Below are 18,610 nucleotides of genomic sequence, written 5' to 3'. Positions count from 1 at the left end.
AGACTCGCTACGAGCGAATGGCTAGTTCTTACTCGGTGGGAATCCCACCCACTATATGTTGCAACCTATGCTCGGTCGCTCCTGGAGTCGCCGCCTTCCACTTCAATCAACAAAATGTGCTAGCTAATTAGCGTTTATCTAAGTAAACCAATAAAAAATATTAGAACCGCTGCATGAAGGCAAAAGTGGCAGCTATCACTATCTAAAAATCACCAAATAATGTATATTTTTATAAAATTAATAGTCGTCACCTATTAAGTAAACTCTTTGATATGGGAAATGATTGCTTCCGCACTTAAATTGGTTGCTCTCGTTCTAATTTGGTTGCTTACCTTATAGAACTAATTCCTTTCAATGACCAGTTGGTTGCTCTTATCCATTTACTGGATCAATTATTACGAGATACTTACTATAATGAATTTTCCTCTTCGATTCTAATAAAATTTTTAGTTTATAAAGCGAGACACTAATTAGTCAGCAAGCTCCTTTGATTTTCGCGGAAGGGTGGCGACTCCTGCCGGATGAGTGAGAAGATGAGACATCGCAGGCGAACGCGAAGCGTCGGCGATGGCTCATCGCTCACCCGGCGGAAAGCGTCCGCCCTGCAGCGGAAATCCTAGCGGTTAATTCCTTACGACGCATTATCCCTATTTTGCTCCATTATCCTTAACAAGAGTAGTTTTTTATTTCTCTATTCTTTTCGGTTCCGTTGCATTTTTCTCCACCGGATAAAATTGATTGGCACCTGTTTCTATATCAAACTTTCGATGGAATTCCATACCCGTAACTTCTGCTATTACAAGATCCACTGTTATTACCGGGTTCTCCCCTTTTATAAAATGTCCGCCAAAAATATTTCCTTCTTTGTCGCACATTGTTCCGTGAAAATGAGTTTCGTACTCCCCTTCTCTTTTACAAATAACCCCCGTACCTTGTAAAAACTCGATCGGTCCTTTTTTAACAATTAAGTCATTATATCCTACGCCAATTATAGATTCTTTGTTCGGTACTAAATAGACGAATCCACTTCGTTGAAAACTACCAAAGCAACTAATTATCGTTGCATATTCTATGTTGTTTTCGGCACATAATTGTTCGATCCCCTCTAGTAAATCCGTACCGTATACTAATCTAGCTGCAACTGTTTTTCCAAGCTGTCCAGTTGCATAATTAACTTTTACCGCTGACATAATATCCATCATCCTTGCATATTTTATTTATTGATACTTACTCTAAACTATTTCGGCAGAATATTTCAACTTGAAAAAAATTGTTGACTTTAGCGAATTGATGTAGTAAATTATCTTTTATGGAACTTCTGAATAATTTAATAGCTTATATCTCTTATCAAGAGTAGCTGAGGGACTGGCCCGTTGAAGCTCGGCAACCATCTATATTTTCGGATGTAGAAAGGTGCTAAATCCTGCAAAACAACATGTTGTTTTGGAAGATAAGAGAGGACAGATTGTATTTTTGCGCCTCTCTTTCTTTTGGAAGAGAGGCTTTTATATTTATTCAATTTTCCTTATAATTATTAGGAGGAACTAAAAATGAAAAAATTTGGATTATTATTATCAAGCGTACTATTAACTGGAGCACTTGCTGCGTGTGGAGATGACTCTAGTAGTGGAGATAAAGCGTTAGACGAAAACAAACTACTCGTTGGAGTGACTGCTGGACCGCATGAACAAATCGTAGAAGTAGCAAAAGAAGTAGCTGCTAAAGACGGGCTAGAAATCGATATCCAAGTCTTCTCTGACTATATCCTACCAAACACAGCTTTATCTGAGAGTGACTTAGATGCAAATAGCTACCAACATGAGCCATTCCTAGAACAGTTCAACGAAGCCCATGGAACAGACTTAGTACCTGTAGGTAAGACAATCTTAAATCCGATGGGAATTTACTCGGATAAATATGATTCTTTCGATGCTCTACCAGATGGCGCAACTTTTGGATTGCCAAACGATCCTACAAACGGAGCACGCGCATTATATATCCTAGAAGAAAATGGCTATATCAAAATTAAAGAAGACAAAAGAGAAACTGCTTCTATATACGACATTGAAGAAAATCCAAAAAACTTAAAATTTATTGAGTTAGAAGCAGCTCAAATTCCAAAACAGTTAAGTGAAGTAGACGCTGCTGCGATCAATACAAACTTTGCATTAGCTGCCGGGATTAATCCAAAAGCAGATTCTATTTTACTAGAATCATCTAACTCACCATATGTAAACTATATTGTTGTTCGTGCTGAAAATAAAGATGACCCAACGATTCAAAAATTTGTTAAAGCTTATCAATCAGAAGAAGTAAAACAATTCATTGAAGAAGAGTTTCAAGGTTCTGTATTACCAGGCTGGGATGAGTAAAAGATTTGAAAACGTTACCGACTTCGGTAACGTTTTCTTTAGAAAGGAAGGCATATGATGATTGTATTAGAAAATATTTCAAAAGAATTCAATAGTAAAAATGGAAAAGTAAAAGCAGTAAACAACGTAAATATACACGTAAAAAAAGGAGAAATTCATGGAGTTATTGGATATAGTGGTGCTGGAAAAAGTACGCTTATTCGTTGTGTGAATTTACTCGAAAGACCAACAGAAGGAAAAGTATACATAAATGGAGTAGAAACTACCTCCCTCCCCCTTCCTAAATTACGTGAAGCTCGCAATAAAATAGGGATGATTTTCCAAGGATTCAACCTTTTAAAAACAGCTACTGTTTACGATAATATTGCGATTCCTCTCAAACTTCTTGGTTATAACAAAGCAGAAGTTCAAAATAGAGCAGAAAAATATTTAGAGATCGTTGGATTAATAGATAAACACAAAAATTATCCAAATCAATTATCTGGCGGTCAAAAGCAACGGGTTGCTATTGCAAGAGCACTTGCACAAGAACCAGAAATTTTATTAAGCGATGAAGCAACTAGCGCACTTGACCCAGAAACAACCGATTCCATTTTAGATCTTCTATTAAAGATCAATAGAGAGCTAGGTATTACTATATTGCTTATTACACATGAGATGAATGTCATTCAAAAAATTTGTGATCATGTATACGTAATGGAGAATGGGCATGTCGTAGAACAAAATAATGCGATTCAATTATTTACGAAACCTACGCATCCTACGACCAAAAAGTTTTTAAATACAATTAGTCAGCGCAATCTATCCCCTGCTTTAATTTCACAATTACATGTGACGGGTAGCGTAACGCGCTTAACTTTTGTTGGAGAAAGTGCAGGAAAGCCGCTACTTGCTGAAGTTAGCAAAAAATTTAATGTCCAACCAAATATATTAACAGCCAACATTATTGAATTGAAAAATGGCATTGTCGGCAATATCGTCATTCATTTAATGGGAGAAAAAGATCAAGTAAATGCTGCGTTACAATTTTTAGAGGAAAACAGCGTCGGTATTGAGATATTGGAGGGACAATCATGAGTAGATTAGAGACATTTACAGATCAATGGCTTCCGATAATCGGAAAGTCTGTCATTGAAACGTTTCAAATGGTTGGAATCTCCTTGTTTTTCGCCGTATTAATTGGGATTCCCCTTGGGATTTTAATTGTCTTAACAAGAACAGGTCAGCCTTTGCAAAACAAATTTTTGTATCAACTTTGTAACTTAGTAATTAACATCGTGCGTTCTATACCGTTTATCATTTTACTATTCTTCATCCTTCCTTTCACAAAATCGATTGTTGGAACGACGATTGGGGTAAAAGGTGTAATCGTCCCTTTAGTTATTTATACAGCGCCTTATATTGCACGACTTATGGAATCTGCACTATTGGAAGTTGAGAATGGTGTTGTGGAAGCTTATACAGCGATGGGCATTAAAACGAGATCGATTATTTGGCATGTGATGTTACGTGAAGCACGACCTTCTATTATTTTGGGTTTAACTATATCTACTGTTAGTTTAATAGGAGCAACCGCAATGGCTGGTATGGTCGGTGCTGGTGGTCTTGGTGATGTAGCTTATCGATTTGGACATTTACGTTATGAAGTCGATGTTATGTATGCTACTGTCTTCATTTTAATTGTCCTTGTTCAAAGTATTCAGTCCATTGGAAATAGACTTGCTGCAAGATTGAAAAAGGACTAGTTGGAGGTTATCTAATGTCGAACAATTTATATGTAGAAAAAAATGGTGCGATCGCAACGCTTATATTTAATCGGGTAGAGAAGAAAAATTCTTTTTCTCTTGCTATGTTTAAACAGTTAGGAACAATATTAGAGGAATTGGAGTCGGATCAACAAATTAAAGTATTGATCTTAAAAGGTGTCGACGAAACTGCTTTCTCAGCTGGAGCAGATATTTCAGAGTTTCTGGAAAATCGCTTTTCTGCTCAAAAAGCAAAAGATTATAACGATGCAACGCTCGAATCGATTGAAAAACTATATCGTTTTCCAAAGCCTACTATTGCCCTCATTAAAACACTTGCCATTGGTGGTGGCTTAGAATTAGCAAATTCTTGTGATTTTCGTTTTGCTACAGTTGGAAGTAAACTCGGCATTACTGCTGCTAATATTGGAATCATTTACAATTTAACGAGCACGAAGCGTTTAGTAAACTTAATTGGTCCATCGAAAGCAAAGGAATTATTATATACAGCTAAATTGATTCGTGCTGAAGAAGGAAAAGAAATTGGCTTAATCGATTACGTATATTCAATGGAAGAAATTGAAGAAAAGTGTTTAGAATTTGCGAGACAAATTATTCGAAAATCTTCTGTTGCAAATAATGGGATCAAGCAAGTTATTCAATCGATTATCGACGGTGAAAATGAAGAAACAAAAGAAATCGAACAGCTTATTTTAGATTCATTTAGTTCAGAAGATTATAAAGAAGGCATTGCTGCGTTTTTAGAAAAAAGAAAACCTAATTTTTCATAAGGAGTGGTACGCATGTCAAACTTAGATTTATTATTAAAAAATATTGGTTCTGAAGAAAAACATCCTATAAATTTTAGGGAATTAGAACAGGCAGCTAAAGAAAAATTAGAAGGTGGTCCATTTGGATACATTCGCTCTTCCGCTGGCGGAGAAGAAACGTTACGAAAAAATACGGAATCATTTGCGAACTATTCCATTGTCCCTAGATTTCTAAACGATGTTTCGACGTTAAATACGGAGATTACATTGTTTGGCCAAATATACCCGCATCCCCTTTTCATCGCTCCTGTTGGAATGAATAAAATTGCGCATGAAGACGGAGAAATAGCAGTAGCAAAAGCTGCAGCGAAGTATAACTTCCCTTATATTCAAAGCACTGTTTCTAGCTATTCGATAGAAGAAATTGCTACAGCAACAGAAGGTAGCACAAAATGGTTTCAATTATATTGGTCCGAAAACAAAGAAATTTCTTATAGTATCGTAAAAAGAGCCGAAAAGGCAGGTTACAAAGCGATAGTCGTAACAGTTGATACTGTTATGCTCGGTTGGCGTGAAGAAGACGTGCGTAACCAATTCTCTCCGCTTAAAAAAGGATTAGCAAAGGGGAACTTTATAACGGATCCTGTGTTTATGGCTTCCCTGCCGGATCAAACGGAGGATGCTATTATTAATGGCATCGTAGATTATCTATATCATCCTTCATTAAATTGGGACGCTATTGCCGAACTGAGAGAACAGACTTCTTTACCAATACTCATTAAAGGCATACTGCATCCAGATGATGCAATACTTGCAATAGAAAAAGGAATTGACGGCATTATCGTATCGAATCACGGTGGCCGCCAGTTAGATGGCGTCATCGCAAGTATTGATGCACTTCCGCAAATAGTGGAAGCAGTCAACGGTAGAATTCCAGTATTATTTGATAGTGGGATCCGACGTGGATCGGATGCTTTAAAAGCTTTAGCACTAGGTGCAACCGCTGTATGTATCGGCCGCCCTTTCGTGTGGGGATTAGCTGCTGGTGGTCAAGCGGGAGTTGAACGTGTATTAGAAAGCTTCCTTGAAGAAACAAAGGTCTCCATTTCTTTAAGTGGCATAAGCCATGTAAATGATCTTCACAAGTTAAAAGTAGTTAAAAGCTAAGGATATTTATTAAAGGTGGTAAATTTACGATGGAACAAGCATTAAAAGGAATGAAAGTGGTCGACTTATCTCAAGTATTAGCCGGACCATATTGCACGATGGTACTTGGAGATATGGGAGCGGACGTTGTCAAAGTAGAAAAATTTCCAAATGGCGATGACACTCGCACGATGGGACCATATATTAAAGAAGAGAGCTATATGTATATGATGGTAAATCGCAATAAACGCGGGATTTGCCTTAATTTAAAAACAGATGAAGGATTACAAGTTTTATATAAACTAATAGAAGATGCAGATGTCTTTATTGAAAATTACCGCCCAGGGGTTACCCAAAAACTTAGCATTGATTATGATACGCTTAAATCGATTAATCCTAGACTTATCTATTGTTCGATTTCAGGTTATGGTCAAACAGGTCCTTATAAAAATAAGGGCGGATTTGATATTATGGCACAAGGGTTGTCCGGTCTAATAGATATGACCGGTGAACGCACAGGAAAACCGGTTAAAGTCGGTATTGCCATTCATGATATTGCCGCTGCGCAAACGGCCATTCAATCTATTTTAGCGGCCTATATTCACCGGTTAAAGTCGGGTATTGGTCAATATATTGACGTTTCACTTGTAGATTCTGGACTTGCTTGGACAGTTTGGGAAGCAGCAGCTTATTTCGGTAAAGGAGAAATTCCTCGTAGAAATGGTACTGCGCACCGCGTGTCTGCTCCTTATCAAGGCTATAAAACAAAAGACGGCTTTATACTAATAGGTGCAGCCAATCAAAAATTATGGGAAAAGTTTTGTTTAGCAGTTGTACATAAACCGGAATGGATACAGGATGAACGTTTTTTAACGAATAGTATTCGTGCACAACATGTAGATGAGCTAGAAATAGAAATGGAAAATGTATTAAAAGAAGAGGATTCTGTGTATTGGTTAGATTTATTAGACAAAAATGGAATCCCCTCTGGCCCTATTTATTCATATGACCAAACACTTGCGGATGAGCATATTATTTCTAGAGAAATGATTTTAGATTATGAACATCCAGTAGCTGGAGCAATGAAAACATTAGGCTTCCCTGCTAAATTTTCGGAAACTCCAGGACAATTTAGAAGCCCTGCTCCCCTTCTGGGTCAGCATAATAAAGAAGTGCTAGTAGAGCTTGGCTATTCGCTGGATGAGATTGATTCATTTATGAAAAATAGCGTACTAAACTACTAACCGATTGCGATTGCAATCGGTCTTTTTAATTGTGATCCATTTTAAATCATTTCTATATCATGGTATGATTAACGATAGTTATTCAACAAAGAAGGTAATTGAAATGGTAAAACGATTAGTAGTAACAGGGTATAAAGCACATGAATTAGGTATATTCAATGATACCCATGCAGGCATCCCAATCATCAAGCAAGCGATTAAAAACAGGTTACTTGGGCTAATAGATGAAGGATTGGAATGGGTTATACTAAGTGGACAGCAAGGTGTAGAAACATGGACAGCTGAGCTCGTACTCGAGATGAAAAAAGAGTATCCTCACGTAAAGTACGCTATTATCACTCCTTTTTTAGACCAAGAAAAGAATTGGAACGAGCAGAAACAAGAAAAATACAGAAGTTTATTATTTCAAGCGGATTATGAAACAAGCTTGACGAAGAGACCTTACGAAGCACCATGGCAGTTCATCGAAAAAAATAAATTCTTACTCCGTAATTCAGATGGTATACTTATTGTTTACGACGAAGAAAATGAAGGTTCTCCGAAGTTTATAAAAAAATTAGCCGAGCAATATATGGAGAAGAAAAACTATTCGCTATTTACAATCGATGCTTATGACCTTCAAACAATTGCGGAAGAAATTGCAGAAGAAACGAGGAATGATTTTATATGAGTAAACAAACGGTATTATGTGAAAGATATGATAAAGAAACGGAAGAACTAATAGCGAAAGATTCAATGGAGTTTTTAAATACTCCTCTATCTCACTTCAAAGAAAAGAAAAATGAGTATGTCTTTTTGCAATCGGAAAATTTAAATGCACTAAAAGTAGATGGATTAGTATTAGAATACGATGAAGTATTTGAAGTATACACCGCAATGTTTGGACTTGCCGTTCAGAAAAAATTTGCATCCAAAATAGAAACTTATTTAAACGAACATTATAACAAAGAAAAGATGAACTATAGCATGATGTTCTCGGGAGATGAAGGCTTATGGGAAATCAATTTACCATTAGATTATATCCATCAATTTAGTGAAATCTTTACAATAGAAGATGCGTTTCAATTTTTGCTAGCATTCATCGCTACCTTAGTTCAAGCAATCGAAAATTAATATTGTTTAAACACCTCTGCATATCACCAATTGAATTGACCAAACTATAGAAGATGACCCATCACATTTTCTATAAGGAGGAAAAATTCGAATGAATCAAAACTCATTTGACCAAGGTCAAACACATCAAAATATGCAGACTGGAAATGTTCCACAACAAATGAACCATGGTGGTCATGAATTATTTGATGTTCATGAAGTGTTATCGACAGTTGTTTCTGGATTGAACTTAAAAACGATACTTCGCCCACATGTAAAAGATCAAGAGCTACTCAATATTTTAAATCGTCAACATGCATTCGCATTGGATGAATACAATATTACGGTAGAATGTTTTAAAACGGGTACAGATCCTTCCCATCCTACTTCTAGCTATAAAATGCAAGGTGGCAATGATTTTATTTATGGAATGAAGCAGACCCAACCGAAAAAGCCAGTACAAAGTCCTAATGAAATTACAGACGAAATGATTTCTGGATATTTACTTGGCGCTGCAAAAGCTTCTGCAACAATGAAAACAGCTGCTGCTTTAGAAACAACGAATCCTGTTGTTCGTCGAGTTCTTGCAGACTCCATTCCGAACTGTATTGAAATGGCATATGAGCTTGCTATTTATCAAAACAAACATCATTATTACCAGGTTCCACAGCTTGATCAGCAGGATATGCAAGGTTTGCTAAATGCTTTTGCTCCTGCACAAGGTGGACATCAGATGAACAACCAAGTGCAATAATAGTAACTCGTCCCTATTTGCAGTAGGGACGAGTTTTTATTATCCATTGTTTCCCTTTCAATTTAACGTATAATTAGTAATAATCACATACTATGGAAAGCAAAGGTGAATGGAATGAAAGTTGCAATTTTTGACTTCGACGGAACTTTATATGCTGAAGAAACATTCAAATTGTTGATGAACCATTTGAAAGAACACCCCATTTATCGAACAAAATATAAACGCTTTTACAGATCTATCGTCCCGCCTTATTTAGCAAATAAATTGAAACTGTATCCAGATGCCAAAATGAAAGAACGTTCGATGCAATTATATATAGAAGCATTTAATGGGATACATGAAAAAGAAATAATTGCTTACTTTGAAGAACTAACGAAACCAGTGCAAAAAGATTTTAATCCAGCTGTTATTGCAAGACTCCAAAAGCATCAAGCTGAAAATATACATATATTACTTGTTTCTGGGGCATATACACAATTTTTACGACAAGTTACAAAAGGAATCTCTTTTAACCAAATTATCGGCACTGAAATTTCGTATAAAGAGAATAATGTAGATTCACGAACGCTTATCAAACATGTGAATGGAACTCGAAAAACGGAGAATATATTACTAGCATTAGAAGGTCAACAAATTGATTGGAAAAACAGTTATGCATATGGAGATAGTTTTTCGGATTTGCCTGTACTAGAACTTGTCGGGAATCCCGTAGTTGTGAATCCGGAAGAAAAACTACAAGTAGTTGCAAAAGAGCGTGGGTGGGAGATTATTTAATTACTATTATAAATTCAAAGGAATGAATTATTTTGATAAGGGTAAATTAAGCAAAATGGTTTGAATAATTGAAAAGAGGTCTACTAAAATGGAAAAAAGTGTTTGCAATTTTTCACCTTTAAAAGAGCTACTAAAAAAAGAGCTAGCGGGCATATCAAAAGAAGTGAATATTGGTTTACAAACATTAGAAAGTGATAACTTTTGTATACTATCACAGCTTGCTACTATTAAGGACCAATTTGAAAAGGTAGAGACTGTGGCTGCTTCTTTTTATTTGAACTGTTATTTATCCCCTTTTACTGATAAATTTTTAGATATATCAACGGCAATCCAACATCTATCTCATCAAAGACATGGGGCTTTAATCGTGATTGAGCGAAACAATCCATTAGATCCTTTTATTCGCCCTGGTACCCCTATTGGAGCAAGCCTCACCCATTCCTTATTAGAATCTATCTTTTACCCAGGAAATCCTCTTCATGATGGAGCTGTCCTAATCCGTGCAAATGAAATATTTTCTGCAGCGAATGTTCTCCCCTTATCAGCTATTGTTGTAGGGGAAAAAAAGCTTGGCACGCGCCATCGTGCAGCAATAGGTTTATCGGAAAGAACTGATGCCTTAGTACTTATCGTTTCCGAAGAAACGGGAAAAGTTTCCTTTGCAATGGGCGGAGTACTTAACCAAATCATTACTTCTAGTTCCCCCATTATTTAATTGATTATATGATCTATTTATTAGAAAAATCCTAGTTTCTACGACTATTCCTATACTCATTTGTCCAAGTCCAAGTATAGAACTCGCATAAACTAAAACGAGGATATAATTCGAACTGTCCTTAATCTTAGCATAGGTGGTGAATGTGTATGTCATTTGGATACGGTGGTGGCTACGGCGGTGGCTATGGATGTGGCTATGGAGGTGGCTATTACGGTGGTGGCTACGGTGGTGGCTCATCCTTTGTTTTAATCGTTGTATTGTTCATCCTTCTTATTATCGTTGGTGCAGGAATTTTTGGTCGGAACTAACTAACAACCTCCTCAGTAGACAAGTCTAGTTTTCCTCCTTTTTGTATACTGTTTCTTCATTAAATAAAAGGAACCGGTTAAAATTTACCGATTCCTTTTATTTTATCTTCGAATGTTAATATTTTTTTTATGTAAATATTCTTTTATGTCTGAGATTGTGTAGTCTCCATAATGAATCATAGATGCTATTAGTGCTGCATCCGCTTGTCCATCGGTAAAAACTTCCTCAATATGCGCAAGTTTTCCTGCTCCACCAGAAGCGATAATCGGGACATTTACTTTTTCAGAAAGTAATTTGATTAACTCGACATCATATCCATTTTTCATACCATCTTTATGAATGCTTGTACAAATGATTTCCCCAGCACCAAGATCTGTTGCTTGCTGTGCCCACTCAACGACGTCCATTCCTGTTTTTTCATGACCTGAATGTGTATACACTTCCCAGTGAATAATTTCTTGTTGTTCATTGTAAATAGGCATCGCATCTAACCCTAAAACGACACATTGTTTACCATAAGTTTCAGCAGCTTCTCTAAGGAGTTCTGGTCGCTTAACTGCTGCTGAATTTACGCCTACCTTATCGGCACCAGCACGAAGTAAACGCTTAAAATCATCGATTGTCCGTACTCCACCTATAACGGAAAAGGGTATATAAACTTGCTCTGCAACTCTTTGAATCCACTCAAGTTTAAGGTCTTGGTTTTTTAGAGAAGCAGTTGTGTCTAGATAGATTAACTCGTCTGCTCCATCTTCCGTATATTTTCTTCCGAGCGTCTCTGGATCTCCAATAATCGTTGGATTTCGGAACTGTACATATTTTACGGCTTTATCATTCAACACATCGATTGCTGGAACAATTCTTTTTCTAAGCATATACGATTACTCCTTATTTACAGTAGTTTTCTAATAACTGAATACCATATTTACCACTTTTCTCCGGATGGAATTGTACGCCCATTACTTGTTCGTTCCCTATAACGCTTGCAAAATCAAATCCGTAATCAGTAATCCCTAAAACATCCTCTTTATCTGTAGGATTCGCATAGAAAGAATGTACAAAGTAAAAGTCTGAATTTTGAGGGATATGATGAAATAAGAAATGGTTTTGGACATCCTTCACTTGGTTCCAACCCATATGAGGTACCTTTTCGACCGTTTCATAAAATTCGGGAACACTTCCTTTGATTAAGCCTAAACATTCCACATTCCCTTCTTCACTTGTTTCAAGAAGGAGCTGCATTCCCAAACAAATGCCTAGAAGTGGAGTACCTTTTGCGACTTCTTCTTTTAAATAATTTGCTAAACCTGTTGCGTTTAACACGTTCATCGCAACTTTCGCATTTCCAACGCCTGGTAAAATGAGTTTCGTAATCACCTCATCATGATCGCTTGGTTTAGTAATAAGCTTCGTTTGATACGCTAGACGATCGATTGCCTTTAACACACTATGTAAATTCCCTGCTCCATAATCGATTATGCCAATCATAGTTCTGCCTCCACTGTTAGTATGTTTTTATTATGACACTTCACCTCAAAAAATAAAACAAAAACTTTAGTGCACTAGCAAGTTAAAACCAGTCACTTATTAAGTGACCGGCTTTTTGCTTACATATGCATCTACTTTTTTCGCGACTTCTTGCCCTTCTTTAATCGCCCAAACGATCAAACTTTGCCCTTTTCTCGCATCTCCAGCTGTGAATATACCTTCCACATTCGTTGCATAACCCTTTCTTGATGCAGCAATTTTTTTGTTTACGATGTCCACACCAAATTGGTTTGGAAGTGTTAGCTCCGGACCTTCAAATCCTATTGCAACAAACACAAAATGTGCAGGCCAAATCTTTTCACTGCCAGGAACTTCTCGGAAAAAATGATATCCATCTTCTCCTAATATTTTTTCCATTTGAATTGTATGGAGCTCTTTCAAATTCCCTTTTGCATCCGGAACCATTTTCGTCGTTTGAATCAAATATTCACGAGGATCTTTACCATATTTTGCTGCTGCTTCTTCATACGCATATTCTAGCTTATAAATTATTGGATCGGTTGGCCATAAATTATCTTCCGCTCTGGAAACAGGTAATTGGGGATGTTTCCCGAACTGGACAACCGATTTACATTTTTGACGTATTGCAGTCGCCACACAATCAGCACCAGTATCTCCCCCGCCAATTACAATGACGTCTTTTCCTTTCGTATCGATAAACTGACCATCTGCAAAATTAGAATCTAGTAAACTTTTTGTTGTTGTCGTTAAATAATCCATAGCAAGATGAACCCCGTTTGAGGTGCTACCTTCTATATGAAGCACTCGTTGTTTTTGTGCACCGATACATAAAATGATTGCATCGAATTGTTCTTTTAATTGCTCTACAGAAATATCTTTACCGATTTCTGTATTTAATACAAAATCGATTCCTTCTTGCTTCAATAACTGAATTCGACGTTCAACCACTTCTTTTTCTAACTTCATATTAGGTATTCCGTAAGTAAGTAACCCTCCAGCACGGTCCGATCGCTCGAAGACGGTTACAGAGTGACCAGCTTGGTTGAGTTCATCGGCACTTGCAAGTCCAGCAGGTCCTGATCCTACGATAGCAATTTTTTTCCCTGTACGCACCTGCGGAATTCTAGGTATTACCCAACCATTTTCAAAGCCTTTATCTATAATTGTCCTTTCAATATTTTTGATTGATACTGCTGGATCTGATATAGCAAGTGTACAAGAACCCTCACAAGGAGCTGGACAAACGCGACCAGTAAATTCGGGAAAATTATTTGTCATCGAAAGTCTTTCCAATGCCTCTTGCCATTTCCCTTTATAAACTAAATCATTCCACTCCGGGATTAAATTATTAATAGGACAGCCTGCAGTTGCTCCTCGTATTTCAATCCCCATATGACAAAAAGGAGTCCCGCAATCCATACATCTCGCACCTTGTTTTTGAAGTACCTCATCCGTTAACTTGGAAGCATACTCCTTCCAATTTTTAATACGTTTAAGAGGGGCTTCCTCCTTCCCTTTTTCTCGCTTATAGTCCATAAATCCAGTAGGTTTACCCATCTGTTATTCCCCCTCTCTTATTTATTTACTAGTGGTTTTTGCTTCTTATCTTGTTTTACAGAAGTGGCTAGAAATGCTTGCATTGCTGCTGCATCATCTGATAAACCGTTCCTTTTCAATTCAGTAATTTTTTCCAGCATTAGCTTATAATCATTCGGAACTACTTTTACAAACTTTGTGACAAAGAAATCCCATTTATCAAGTATGTTCATTGCTTTCGTGCTTTTCGTGTAATAATAATGATCCATTATTAGCTGGCGAATGACATACTTTTCTTCTGACATTTCTACTCGTTCTAATCCGATCATTTCCATATTGCATTTTTCTTTAAATCCGTCCAAGTCATCAACAAGTACATACGCTACTCCGCCTGACATTCCTGCAGCGAAGTTTTTTCCTACATCCCCTAATATAACGGCACGACCACCCGTCATATATTCACAGCCATGATCGCCAATACCTTCTACTACAACATCTACTCCACTATTTCGAACTGCAAATCGCTCCCCAGCACGACCATTAATAAATGCAGTTCCACTTGTTGCACCGTAAAGCGCAACATTACCAGCAATAACATTCCGTTCTGCAGCTCCTTTTAAAGGTGCCGAAACAATCAGTTTCCCCCCTGATAGTCCTTTTCCAAAATAATCATTTACATCTCCAGTTACATACATCGACATGCCTTTTGGTATAAACGCGCCAAAGCTCTGACCGGCACTTCCCGTAAATCGAAGTGTAATGGAATCATCCGCTAATCCTCTAGCACCATATAGCTTAGAAATTTCGCTTCCAATTACCGTGCCTACTACACGGTCCGTGTTTGAAATCGGATAATTCAACTCCACTTTTGATTCGTTTAAAATGGCATGTTCTACTTTCGGTAATAATTCCCTCATATCAAATGATTTTTCTACTTTATGATTTTGGAACGTTTTAAACGTTCGTGTTCCATTCGGCTGATATAGGAGAGCCGCTAAATTCAGCTGTTTCGCTTTCCAATGTTCTTTTGCACGGCCACTCACTTCTAGCACATCCGTTCGTCCTACCATTTCTTCTACCGTTCTAAATCCAAGCAGTGCCATATATTCACGTACTTCTTCTGCTACGAATTTCATAAAGTTGACAACATGATCAGCACTACCAGCGAATTTATCACGGAGCTCTTGATTTTGTGTAGCAATACCAACCGGACAAGTATCTAAATGACAAGCACGCATCATGACACACCCTAAAACGATTAATGGAGCAGTTGCAAAACCATATTCTTCTGCTCCGAGTAATGCAGCCATCACTACGTCTTTACCAGTTATCAGTTTCCCGTCTGTTTCAAGTCTGACTCGATCACGAAGTCCATTTAACATTAACGTTTGATGTGCTTCTGCAAGTCCAAGCTCCCAAGGAAGTCCCGTATGTTTTATGCTCGTTTTAGGAGAAGCACCTGTTCCTCCGTCATATCCACTAATGACAATGACATCTGCCGTACCTTTTGCAACACCAGCAGCAATCGTACCAACTCCAGATTTTGCGACTAGTTTTACACTTATACGTGCCGATCTATTAGCGTTTTTTAAGTCATGGATTAATTGCGCCATATCTTCAATCGAATAAATATCATGATGCGGTGGCGGAGATATTAATCCTACTCCAGTAGTAGAGCCACGGACATCCGCTACCCAAGGATATACCTTGTTGCCAGGTAACTGACCCCCTTCTCCCGGTTTTGCCCCTTGCGCCATTTTTATTTGTAGCTCATCGGCTTGCACTAAATAGTGACTCTTTACACCAAATCGACCGGACGCAATTTGTTTAATAGCACTTCGACGATTATCTCCGTTTGCATCTAATTCATACCGACTTGGATTCTCCCCACCTTCTCCGCTATTACTTTTACCACCAATACGGTTCATAGCAATAGCAAGTGTTTCATGCGCTTCTTTACTGAGTGAACCGAATGACATCGCTCCGGTTTTAAATCGTTTGACAATAGAATCCACTGACTCTACTTCTTCTATTGGTATACGTTTAACGTCTTTTTTGAATGTCAATAAATTACGCAAAAATCCAATACGCTCTTCATTTGCCATTTCCGCATATTGCCGATATAAACCATAATCCCCTTTTCGTGTAGCCCACTGCAATGTGTGTATCGTTTTTGGGTTGAACGCATGATGTTCTCCTGTACTTCTCCACTGGAAATCGCTACCCGAATCTAAAGAAGGACCTTTGGAATTTGTCGCTTCTTGATGGCGTTTATTTGCTTCTTTGGCTATCGTTTCTAAATCAATTCCGCCTAGTTTTGATACTGTTCCTGTGAAGTAACGATTAATTACTTCTTTATTAATCCCTACCGCTTCAAAAATTTGCGCTCCTCGATAGCTCTGAATCGTGGATATCCCCATTTTGGCCATTACTTTTACAACACCATCGGCTATGCCTTTACTATATTTCGCTATAGCTTCTGTGTAACTTGTCGCAATATGGCCATTTATAATCGCTTCTGCAATCGTTGCATAGGCAAGGTAAGGATTAATAGCATCCACACCGAAACCGATAAGTGCTGCGAATTGATGAACCTCTCTTGCTTCGCCAGACTCCACAATAATACTTACTTTCGTTCGATTCCCTGTGCGCAGTAAATGTTGGTGAAGGCTACTTGCTGCGAGTAGTACAGGAATGGTTGCTTGATTTACGTTTAACTGTCGGTCGGACAAGATCAGCAAAGTTTTTCCTTGTGTTATATATTCATCTGCTCTTTTAGAAATTTCATCTAAATCATTTTCTAAGTTTTCCGACATATCCAAATAGATTGTTGCACTTTGAAAATGTTTTGACTTCATATTTGTCAGCTGTTTAAACTGGCTATTCGTTAAAATTGGTATGTCTAAAAAGATTCGATTGCTATTTTGTGCAGTTGGATGTAGTAAGTCCCCTTCTGCTCCAAGTAATGTCATTGTCGACGTGACAATATGCTCCCGGATCGAATCGATTGGTGGATTGGTCACTTGTGCAAATAGTTGTTTAAAATAATGGAATAACGATTGCGGGCGATCCGATAACACGGCAAGTGGTATATCGCTACCCATTGATCCAATTGGGTCTTTGCCATCGAAGGCGATTGGAACGATATATTTTTGAATATCCTCATATGTGTAACCAAATGCTTTTTGCTTGAATAAAAGATCATCTATTAGCTCTGGTTTTTCATTTTCGGATGTAATCGTGATTAAATTTTCGTCTAACCACTGCTTGTAAGGTAGTGCATTCGCCATCTCGGATTTTATTTCTTCGTCTGAAATAATACGACCTTGTTCCAAATCGATAAGTAGCATTTTGCCGGGACTTAAACGTTCTTTGATCAAAATATTTTCTTCTTCTACATCTACAACTCCTACTTCCGAAGAGAAAATAATATAATCGTCTTTTGTTACATAATAGCGAGCAGGACGTAACCCATTCCGATCTAAAATAGCTCCAACTTGTTTCCCATCAGTAAATGAAATGGCAGTCGGTCCATCCCAAGGCTCCATTAAACTACTGTGATAAGTATAGAAAGCCTTTTTCTCATCACTAATATGCAGGTTTTCCGTCCAAGGTTCTGGTATTAACATCATGGCCGTATGTGCAGGTGATCTACCAGCAAGTATAAAGAACTCAAAGGCATTATCAAGCATGGAAGAGTCACTTCCGTTTGTATCAATGATCGGCAACAATTTGGGAAGATCTTCTCCAAATGCTTTCGATACAAATTGTTGTTCTCTAGCTTTCATCCAGTTAATATTTCCTCTTAATGTATTGATCTCCCCATTGTGGACAATGTATCGGTTTGGATGCGCTCTTTCCCAACTTGGAAAAGTATTCGTACTATAGCGAGAATGTACTAATGAAAATGCAGATGTAAATAACTCATCTTGCAAATCTACGTAAAAAAGATCTACTTCTTCTGGTGTGAGCAAACCTTTATAAACGATTGTTTGACTAGAAAGACTTGCACAATAGAATTTTTTCTGATGTTCTAGTGCCCAGCACTCCACTTGTTTTCTTATGACGTATAATTTCCGTTCAAATGCAAGTGAATCCATCGTGTTTACTGCCTTGATGAATACTTGACGAACGACTGGTACCGTTTCTTTTGCTTTTTCACTCAAGCACTCCGCGTTAATTGGCACAGTACGCCATCCGATTAGGTTTTGCCCTTCTGCGATGATCGTCTCGTTTATCTTTTGCTCAATTGCTTCGCGTTCTTCCATGTTATTTGTAAAAAATAGCATTCCAACGCCGTATGCCCCGCTTCTCGGCAAATTCCATTCGTTACAAACAACACGAAAATATACATCCGGGATTTGCACCATAAGACCCGCACCATCTCCTGTTTGGCCATCACTGCCACGTCCTGCACGGTGGTCTAACCTGCATAACATTTCTAATCCTTTTTTGACAATGTCATGTGTTTGCTTACCTTTTATATGAGCATATAAACCGATTCCACATGCGTCATGTTCAAACGCTGGATCGTACATGCCTTGTGCGTTCGGTAATTGATGAAATGTCATATGAATCCCTCCAACTTTTTTCGGAAACTAACTTAGGAATATTGTATGTTTTCAAACTAATACAAACAAT

The 18,610-nt window shown here is 37.7% G+C and carries 16 protein-coding genes, 1 pseudogene and 1 riboswitch; of the genes and pseudogenes, 12 read left to right on the top strand and 5 right to left on the bottom strand.

Going from position 1 to position 18,610, the window contains the following annotated elements; genetic code table 11:
• Positions 1 to 683: 683 nt before the first annotated feature.
• Positions 684 to 1,190: a PPC domain-containing DNA-binding protein gene (locus tag ACIQYS_RS20670; protein WP_402984366.1), complete on the bottom strand. Its 507-nt coding sequence runs from the start codon at positions 1,188 to 1,190 to the stop codon at positions 684 to 686.
• Positions 1,191 to 1,341: 151 nt separating this feature from the next.
• Positions 1,342 to 1,457, top strand: a riboswitch (SAM riboswitch).
• Between the two features lie 93 nt (positions 1,458 to 1,550).
• Here ACIQYS_RS20670 and ACIQYS_RS20665 point away from each other — a divergent pair.
• The 12 genes and pseudogenes from ACIQYS_RS20665 to ACIQYS_RS20610 all read left to right on the top strand — a co-directional run.
• A complete protein-coding gene (locus ACIQYS_RS20665; protein ID WP_402984363.1) occupies positions 1,551 to 2,372 on the top strand; it encodes a MetQ/NlpA family ABC transporter substrate-binding protein in 822 nt (273 codons plus the stop codon).
• Between the two features lie 57 nt (positions 2,373 to 2,429).
• Positions 2,430 to 3,449, top strand: coding sequence for a methionine ABC transporter ATP-binding protein (locus tag ACIQYS_RS20660; RefSeq protein ID WP_402984360.1), 1,020 nt, complete (start codon positions 2,430 to 2,432; stop codon positions 3,447 to 3,449).
• Complete coding sequence (locus ACIQYS_RS20655) at positions 3,446 to 4,117, top strand: methionine ABC transporter permease (RefSeq protein ID WP_402984356.1); 672 nt, start codon at positions 3,446 to 3,448, stop codon at positions 4,115 to 4,117. The genes ACIQYS_RS20660 and ACIQYS_RS20655 overlap by 4 nt, the downstream gene beginning before the upstream one ends.
• A gap of 14 nt (positions 4,118 to 4,131) precedes the next feature.
• Positions 4,132 to 4,908, top strand: coding sequence for an enoyl-CoA hydratase/isomerase family protein (locus ACIQYS_RS20650; protein ID WP_402984352.1), 777 nt, complete (start codon positions 4,132 to 4,134; stop codon positions 4,906 to 4,908).
• Positions 4,909 to 4,920: 12 nt separating this feature from the next.
• Entirely contained in the window at positions 4,921 to 6,054 is a 1,134-nt protein-coding gene (locus ACIQYS_RS20645) for an alpha-hydroxy acid oxidase (protein WP_402984349.1), read from the top strand.
• Positions 6,055 to 6,083: 29 nt separating this feature from the next.
• A complete protein-coding gene (locus ACIQYS_RS20640) occupies positions 6,084 to 7,277 on the top strand; it encodes a CaiB/BaiF CoA transferase family protein (protein ID WP_402984346.1) in 1,194 nt (397 codons plus the stop codon).
• Positions 7,278 to 7,380: 103 nt separating this feature from the next.
• Positions 7,381 to 7,947: an SLOG family protein gene (locus ACIQYS_RS20635; RefSeq protein WP_402984343.1), complete on the top strand. Its 567-nt coding sequence runs from the start codon at positions 7,381 to 7,383 to the stop codon at positions 7,945 to 7,947.
• The gene (locus ACIQYS_RS20630) at positions 7,944 to 8,390 is read left to right on the top strand and encodes a hypothetical protein (RefSeq protein WP_402984340.1); all 447 of its coding nucleotides are present in this window, start codon (positions 7,944 to 7,946) and stop codon (positions 8,388 to 8,390) included. The genes ACIQYS_RS20635 and ACIQYS_RS20630 overlap by 4 nt, the downstream gene beginning before the upstream one ends.
• A 91-nt stretch (positions 8,391 to 8,481) precedes the next feature.
• Positions 8,482 to 9,123 carry a spore coat protein gene (locus ACIQYS_RS20625; protein ID WP_402984338.1) on the top strand — a complete coding sequence of 214 codons (642 nt, stop codon included), beginning with the start codon at positions 8,482 to 8,484 and terminating at the stop codon, positions 9,121 to 9,123.
• 114 nt (positions 9,124 to 9,237) lie between these two features.
• Positions 9,238 to 9,897 (top strand): HAD family hydrolase, encoded by a 660-nt coding sequence (locus ACIQYS_RS20620; protein ID WP_402984335.1) that lies wholly within the window; start codon positions 9,238 to 9,240, stop codon positions 9,895 to 9,897.
• Between the two features lie 88 nt (positions 9,898 to 9,985).
• A complete protein-coding gene (cdaS, locus tag ACIQYS_RS20615; protein WP_402984331.1) occupies positions 9,986 to 10,612 on the top strand; it encodes a sporulation-specific diadenylate cyclase CdaS in 627 nt (208 codons plus the stop codon).
• A 221-nt stretch (positions 10,613 to 10,833) separates the two neighbouring features.
• Positions 10,834 to 10,923: pseudogene (locus ACIQYS_RS20610) on the top strand (YjcZ family sporulation protein); the annotation flags it as partial.
• Between the two features lie 102 nt (positions 10,924 to 11,025).
• Here ACIQYS_RS20610 and hisF read toward each other — a convergent pair.
• From hisF to gltB, 4 genes are all read right to left on the bottom strand, one after another.
• On the bottom strand, positions 11,026 to 11,799 hold the full coding sequence (hisF, locus tag ACIQYS_RS20605; RefSeq protein WP_402984328.1) for an imidazole glycerol phosphate synthase subunit HisF: 774 nt from the start codon (positions 11,797 to 11,799) through the stop codon (positions 11,026 to 11,028).
• A gap of 13 nt (positions 11,800 to 11,812) precedes the next feature.
• The gene (hisH, locus tag ACIQYS_RS20600) at positions 11,813 to 12,412 is read right to left on the bottom strand and encodes an imidazole glycerol phosphate synthase subunit HisH (protein ID WP_402984326.1); all 600 of its coding nucleotides are present in this window, start codon (positions 12,410 to 12,412) and stop codon (positions 11,813 to 11,815) included.
• Between the two features lie 99 nt (positions 12,413 to 12,511).
• Entirely contained in the window at positions 12,512 to 13,990 is a 1,479-nt protein-coding gene (gene gltD / locus ACIQYS_RS20595) for a glutamate synthase small subunit (protein WP_402984323.1), read from the bottom strand.
• A 17-nt stretch (positions 13,991 to 14,007) separates the two neighbouring features.
• Entirely contained in the window at positions 14,008 to 18,540 is a 4,533-nt protein-coding gene (gene gltB, locus ACIQYS_RS20590) for a glutamate synthase large subunit (protein WP_402984320.1), read from the bottom strand.
• Between the last annotated feature and the right edge of the window lie 70 nt (positions 18,541 to 18,610).

This window comes from Psychrobacillus sp. NPDC096426 (assembly GCF_044762745.1).
In the GTDB taxonomy this organism is placed as follows: domain Bacteria; phylum Bacillota; class Bacilli; order Bacillales_A; family Planococcaceae; genus Psychrobacillus.
This window is presented reverse-complemented; position numbering and strand designations above follow the sequence as displayed.

Excerpts from the sequence above, each read along its gene's own strand:
- hisH (WP_402984326.1), bottom strand. The coding sequence starts at position 12,412 with ATGATTGGCATAATCGATTATGGAGCAGGGAATTTACATAGTGTGTTA.
- ACIQYS_RS20655 (WP_402984356.1), top strand. The coding sequence starts at position 3,446 with ATGAGTAGATTAGAGACATTTACAGATCAATGGCTTCCGATAATCGGA.
- ACIQYS_RS20670 (WP_402984366.1), bottom strand. The coding sequence starts at position 1,190 with ATGTCAGCGGTAAAAGTTAATTATGCAACTGGACAGCTTGGAAAAACA.
- hisF (WP_402984328.1), bottom strand. The coding sequence starts at position 11,799 with ATGCTTAGAAAAAGAATTGTTCCAGCAATCGATGTGTTGAATGATAAA.
- ACIQYS_RS20620 (WP_402984335.1), top strand. The coding sequence starts at position 9,238 with ATGAAAGTTGCAATTTTTGACTTCGACGGAACTTTATATGCTGAAGAA.
- ACIQYS_RS20645 (WP_402984349.1), top strand. The coding sequence starts at position 4,921 with ATGTCAAACTTAGATTTATTATTAAAAAATATTGGTTCTGAAGAAAAA.
- ACIQYS_RS20665 (WP_402984363.1), top strand. The coding sequence starts at position 1,551 with ATGAAAAAATTTGGATTATTATTATCAAGCGTACTATTAACTGGAGCA.
- gltB (WP_402984320.1), bottom strand. The coding sequence starts at position 18,540 with ATGACATTTCATCAATTACCGAACGCACAAGGCATGTACGATCCAGCG.
- gltD (WP_402984323.1), bottom strand. The coding sequence starts at position 13,990 with ATGGGTAAACCTACTGGATTTATGGACTATAAGCGAGAAAAAGGGAAG.
- ACIQYS_RS20635 (WP_402984343.1), top strand. The coding sequence starts at position 7,381 with ATGGTAAAACGATTAGTAGTAACAGGGTATAAAGCACATGAATTAGGT.
- ACIQYS_RS20660 (WP_402984360.1), top strand. The coding sequence starts at position 2,430 with ATGATTGTATTAGAAAATATTTCAAAAGAATTCAATAGTAAAAATGGA.
- ACIQYS_RS20630 (WP_402984340.1), top strand. The coding sequence starts at position 7,944 with ATGAGTAAACAAACGGTATTATGTGAAAGATATGATAAAGAAACGGAA.
- ACIQYS_RS20625 (WP_402984338.1), top strand. The coding sequence starts at position 8,482 with ATGAATCAAAACTCATTTGACCAAGGTCAAACACATCAAAATATGCAG.
- ACIQYS_RS20640 (WP_402984346.1), top strand. The coding sequence starts at position 6,084 with ATGGAACAAGCATTAAAAGGAATGAAAGTGGTCGACTTATCTCAAGTA.
- ACIQYS_RS20650 (WP_402984352.1), top strand. The coding sequence starts at position 4,132 with ATGTCGAACAATTTATATGTAGAAAAAAATGGTGCGATCGCAACGCTT.
- cdaS (WP_402984331.1), top strand. The coding sequence starts at position 9,986 with ATGGAAAAAAGTGTTTGCAATTTTTCACCTTTAAAAGAGCTACTAAAA.